Origin of the sequence: Bacteroides cellulosilyticus DSM 14838 (genome assembly GCF_000158035.1) — a bacterium.
Classification (GTDB): Bacteria; Bacteroidota; Bacteroidia; order Bacteroidales; family Bacteroidaceae; genus Bacteroides; species Bacteroides cellulosilyticus.
In genome coordinates, this window is sequence record NZ_EQ973486.1 from 37,061 (window position 1) to 42,400 (window position 5,340).

Annotated in this window: 5 protein-coding genes; 2 read left to right on the top strand and 3 right to left on the bottom strand. The window is 44.3% G+C overall.

Translation table 11 applies throughout. The features are described 5' to 3' along the window. Both BACCELL_RS00230 and BACCELL_RS00235 read left to right on the top strand, forming a co-directional pair. Positions 1-1,183 (top strand): alpha-ketoacid dehydrogenase subunit beta (locus BACCELL_RS00230; protein ID WP_007209446.1); only part of this gene is annotated, 1,183 nt, incomplete at its 5' end. 17 nt (positions 1,184-1,200) lie between these two features. Beyond that, complete coding sequence (locus tag BACCELL_RS00235; RefSeq protein ID WP_007209447.1) at positions 1,201-1,704, top strand: flavodoxin; 504 nt, start codon at positions 1,201-1,203, stop codon at positions 1,702-1,704. Positions 1,705-1,756: 52 nt separating this feature from the next. Here BACCELL_RS00235 and BACCELL_RS00240 read toward each other — a convergent pair whose 3' ends face one another. The 3 genes from BACCELL_RS00240 to radA are packed head-to-tail and all read right to left on the bottom strand — an operon-like array spanning position 1,757 to position 5,180. Continuing rightward, on the bottom strand, positions 1,757-3,361 hold the full coding sequence (locus tag BACCELL_RS00240; RefSeq protein WP_007209448.1) for an NAD(P)/FAD-dependent oxidoreductase: 1,605 nt from the start codon (positions 3,359-3,361) through the stop codon (positions 1,757-1,759). Positions 3,362-3,401: 40 nt separating this feature from the next. After that, complete coding sequence (locus BACCELL_RS00245; RefSeq protein WP_007209449.1) at positions 3,402-3,776, bottom strand: GxxExxY protein; 375 nt, start codon at positions 3,774-3,776, stop codon at positions 3,402-3,404. A gap of 36 nt (positions 3,777-3,812) precedes the next feature. Further along, the gene (gene radA, locus BACCELL_RS00250) at positions 3,813-5,180 is read right to left on the bottom strand and encodes a DNA repair protein RadA (RefSeq protein WP_007209450.1); all 1,368 of its coding nucleotides are present in this window, start codon (positions 5,178-5,180) and stop codon (positions 3,813-3,815) included. Between the last annotated feature and the right edge of the window lie 160 nt (positions 5,181-5,340).

The window sequence follows — 5,340 nt, forward strand, 5'->3', positions numbered from 1 at the left end:
TTACAAGCGTCTCACCGAAGAAGAGCTGAAAGAAATAGAGGAGAAAGCAAAGAAAGACCTGGCTGCTGCCAATCGTAAGGCGCTGACAGCTCCCGATCCCGATCCTAAAACCATTTTCAATTATGTATTGCCGGAACCTTACGAACCGGAAAAATATAAAGATGGAACACATCGTGAGACAGAAGGAGAGAAGAAATTCTTTGTAACTGCTATCAATGAAACGCTGAAAGCAGAGTTTCGCCATAATCCTAATACCTTCATCTGGGGGCAGGATGTTGCCAATCGGGATAAAGGGGGCGTGTTCAATGTAACCAAAGGAATGCAACAGGAATTCGGTGAAGCTCGTGTATTCAGTGCACCTATTGCCGAAGATTATATTGTCGGCACAGCAAATGGTATGAGTCATTTTGATCCTAAAATCCGGGTAGTGATAGAAGGTGCGGAGTTTGCCGACTATTTCTGGCCTGCCGTAGAACAATATGTGGAATGTACTCATGAATATTGGCGTAGCAACGGACAGTTCGTTCCTAATGTAACTTTGCGTCTGGCTTCCGGTGGTTATATCGGTGGTGGACTCTATCACTCGCAAAATCTGGAGGGCGCTTTGGCTACTTTGCCCGGAGCGCGGATTGTTTGTCCATCCTTTGCTGATGATGCTGCCGGACTGCTCCGTACAAGTATACGTTCCCGTGGTTTTACGCTGTTTATTGAACCGAAATCATTGTATAATTCCGTAGAAGCAGCCGCCATCGTCCCTGATGATTTTGAGGTTCCTTTTGGGAAAGCGCGCATTCGTCGTGAGGGCAGTGATCTGAGTATTATCACCTATGGTAACACAACGCATTTCTGCTTGAATGTTGCCGAACGTTTGGAAAAAGAAGGTAGCTGGAGTGTGGAAGTGATTGATATCCGTTCTTTGATACCGTTGGATAAAGAAACCATTTATGAGTCTGTGAAGAAGACCAGTAAAGCCCTGATTGTTCATGAAGATAAAGTCTTTGGTGGCTTCGGTGGTGAGATAGCAGCCAGTATTGGTACAGACTTGTTCCGTTACCTGGATGCACCGGTACAGCGTGTAGGCTCTACCTTTACTCCTGTAGGTTTTAATCCGATACTGGAACGTGCCATTCTGCCGGGTGCAGATAGAATTTATGAAGCAGCCAAGAAGCTGCTGGAATATTAATTTAATAATAAGTTATTATGAAAGAGATAGGATTATTTTATGCAATGAATGCTGCCAAGACTTCTCATATTGCAGAGAAGATATGCGAGAAGCTCGGACACAAAGAAGTAGAAATGATCATGATAGAAAAGGCTTGGCAGAATGATTTCCAGGCTTATGATAATCTGATAGTAGGTGCTTCCACCTGGTTCGACGGTGAATTGCCTACCTATTGGGACGAAATGATACCGGAGATAGAAAGCCTCGATCTGAAAGACAAGAAAGTTGCTCTCTTCGGACTTGGTGACCAAATCGGTTATCCCGATAATTTTGTTGACGGCCTGGGAATACTGGCTGATGCCTTTGAAAAGGCAGGGGCTATCCTTGTCGGATTTACGTCTGCCGAGGGTTATTCATTTAACCGGTCAAGAGCCTTGAGGGATGGTAAATGGTGTGGACTGGTGATTGATATAGAGAACCAGTCGAAGCTGACGGATAAACGGATAGCGGACTGGTGTGAACAGTTGAAGAAGGAATTCTGATAAATTATCAAGGAGGGTATATTTGAATGAGTTAATATACCCTCCTTGAATTTTATAGATTGAAATAACCGGCTACCGCTTCCGCGCATCGTTCCCCGTCAATACCGGCAGAAACAATACCACCTGCATATCCTGCTCCTTCTCCGCATGGAAACAATCCTCTAATTCTTACATGTTGCAAAGTTTCCCTATCTCTTATGATTCGTATGGGTGCAGAGGTGCGTGTCTCTACGCCAATCATTACTGCTTCATTGGTCAGGAAACCGTGACTGTATCGTCCAAATTGCTGGAATCCTTTGCTGAGTCGTTCAGTAATGAACGGTGGCATCCAGAAGTGTAGGGGAGAAGAGATTAATCCTGGAGCATACGAGCTTTCCGGTAGATCATAACTCAGCTTCTTGCGTGTAAAGTCCTGCATCCGTTGTGCAGGTGCTGTTTGTCGCATATTGCCTTGTTGCCAGCAATTATATTCCAATGCCTCCTGAAAGTACATCATGCTGAGTTGGGGATAGGTAATACTATCATCTTGCATAGCTGTTCCTCTATTTTCTATCTTCAATCCTTCGTCTTCCAGATCTTCCGGCCTTAACTCTACGACCATTCCCGAATTGCTCCAACGCGAGCCACGGTTACTGGGACTCATTCCGTTTACTACAATCTGTTGTGGGCCACTGGCAGCAGGTACCACGAAACCACCCGGGCACATGCAGAAACTGTATACCCCTCGTCCGTCCACCTGATTCACAAAACTATATTCGGCGGCAGGCAGATATTTTCCCCGTCCGTCCTTGCTATGATATTGTATCTGATCGATTAATTCCGAAGGATGTTCCAAACGTACACCGACTGCAATACCTTTAGCTTCAACCTCCACTTGATTGGCAGCCAACCAACGGTACACATCCCGTGCCGAATGTCCTGTTGCCAGAATCACCGGACCCAGAATTGTTTGTCCTGTATGGGTTTCGATACCTTTTATCTCATCGTTTTCGATAATCAGCGCCTCCATACGTGTCTCAAAGTGCACTTCTCCGCCACATTCGAGAATGGTATTCCGCATATTCTCTATCACACGTGGCAGTTTATCCGTTCCGATATGCGGATGTGCATCCACTAATATAGCAGTAGATGCACCATGCTGGCAGAATACATTCAGTATCTTGTCTACATTCCCGCGTTTTTTGCTACGGGTATAAAGCTTTCCATCCGAATAAGCGCCTGCACCTCCTTCACCGAAACTATAATTGGATTCCGGATTTACAGTATGCTCCCGGCTGATCTGAGCCAAGTCTTTTTTTCGGTCGCGTACATTCTTTCCACGCTCTACGATGATTGGACGGAGTCCCAGTTCTATCAGTCTCAGCGCAGCAAACAGTCCGCCGGGACCGGCACCCACGACAATAACCTGTGGTTTGTCTTCTACATTCTTATAGATAGTAGGCTGGTATTCATCGTCTTTGGGCATTTCGTTCAGATATACCCGTACATTCAGATTGACGAAGATGGTTCGTTGCCGGGCATCAATGCTGCGCTTCAAGATACGTGTCGCATTAATATTCCGCACATTCAGTCCTTTTTCCTGTACGAGGTACTCTTTTAATTGTTGTTCATTGGCGGCTACTTCGGGTAGCACGCGTAGTTGGTATTCTTGTATCATAATTTATTTTTTCACCACAGATTACACCGATTGACACAGATTAGATTATATATCTATGTATTCCGTTCTGTAGATTTGTTACGTTGAAATTAATTAGTAATCCTAAATTGTGCTCAGAAAGTTTGAGGTATGTCAAAATTTGAGCAGTATGAATAGGTAATAAATTCTCTACTGACTTTAATTCGAGCACAATAGAATCTTCTACTAAAATATCTATTCTATATCCATTATTTAAAGTAGCTCCTTTATAATTAATCATAAGCTCTTTTTGTTTTTCAAACTTTAAGCCTTGTTTCTCTAATTCATAGCATAGACAGGTTTCATAAGTACTTTCCAACAAACCTGGACCTAGAATTTTGTGAACTTCATATGCGCATCCTATGATTTTGTACGTTATATCATTAATATTTTTCATTATTAATCTGTGTAAATCTGTGTAATCTGTGGTGAATCACCCGAATAGCACCCTGAATGCCTCCTCCACCTTCCTCACCGGTATCAGTTCTATTTTAATTTTCTTCGTATCAATTCCTTGTAAATTGTATTTCGGCAGTACAAACCGTTTAAATCCCAACTTTTCCGCTTCACCGATCCGTTGTTCAATTCGGTTCACCGGACGTATTTCTCCGGACAGACCGATTTCCCCTGCCATACAGACTTCCGGTTCAATAGCCGTATCCATATTACTGGAAAGTATAGCACTGATAACCGCCAGGTCTATTGCCGGATCATTCACCTTTAGTCCTCCGGCAATATTGAGGAACACATCCTTCTGGGCCAGTTTGAAGCCCACTCGTTTTTCCAGTACTGCCAATAACATGTTCATTCTTCGAATATCAAATCCCGTGGCCGAACGTTGCGGATTACCATATACCGCACTGCTCACCAATGCCTGTGTCTCAATCAAGAACGGGCGTATCCCTTCTATAGCCGAAGCTATCGCTATGCCACTCATCCCTTCATGATCCTGGCTCAGCAATAACTCCGACGGATTACTGACTTGCCGTAATCCATCCTGACGCATTTCATAAATACCCAATTCCGCTGTACTGCCGAAACGATTCTTGATACTACGCAGAATACGATACATATAATGCTGGTCACCCTCAAACTGCAACACCGTGTCTACGATATGTTCCAGAACTTTCGGTCCGGCAATGCTGCCTTCCTTATTGATATGCCCGATAAGCAATACCGGGGTATGCGTTTCTTTGGCAAAGCGCAGGATACTTGCAGAACATTCGCGCACTTGTGCGATGCTTCCCGGGGAGGATTCAATGCTTTCCGTAGAAATAGTCTGTATAGAGTCGATGATCACCAACTCCGGACGGGTATTCTTGATGTGAACAAAAATCTGTTCCAATGATGTTTCACAAACGATGAGGCAATCTGTGGAATTGTGCGATAACCGGTCTGCACGTAATTTCAACTGACGGGCACTTTCCTCACCCGATACATAAAGAACGCGCTTTTCAGGGATGTGAAGCACAGTTTGTAGTACCAAAGTAGATTTACCGATTCCCGGTTCTCCACCAATCAACACCAGAGAACCCGGAACCAATCCGCCTCCCAGCACCCGGTTCAACTCTTCATCATGCAAGTCGATACGCGGTTCATCATCCGCTTCTATTTCACTGAGAACGATGGGTTTTGGCTTTTCTGTCTCAATCCCGGATACCGGACGTTTGTTTACGACTTCTTTTCGTATCACTTCTTCCACATACGTGTTCCACTCTCCGCACGACGGACATTTGCCTACCCACTTCGGAGACTCTTGTCCGCAGTTGCTGCACACATAAACCGTTTTTTCTTTTGCCATAAGGAAATCTACTTGCTGAATGATTTGTCAAAGATACGAATTTAGCTGTTTACGAGGCAGAAAAACAGGACAATTTATTCCACCTCGTACCTCCTTTATACCTCCTTCGTACCCTCTTCGTATCTGCTTCGCTATTTTCATCCTTCTATAGAAGCGAAGG

Excerpts from the sequence above, each read along its gene's own strand:
- BACCELL_RS00235 (WP_007209447.1), top strand. The coding sequence starts at position 1,201 with ATGAAAGAGATAGGATTATTTTATGCAATGAATGCTGCCAAGACTTCT.
- BACCELL_RS00240 (WP_007209448.1), bottom strand. The coding sequence starts at position 3,361 with ATGATACAAGAATACCAACTACGCGTGCTACCCGAAGTAGCCGCCAAT.
- BACCELL_RS00245 (WP_007209449.1), bottom strand. The coding sequence starts at position 3,776 with ATGAAAAATATTAATGATATAACGTACAAAATCATAGGATGCGCATAT.
- radA (WP_007209450.1), bottom strand. The coding sequence starts at position 5,180 with ATGGCAAAAGAAAAAACGGTTTATGTGTGCAGCAACTGCGGACAAGAG.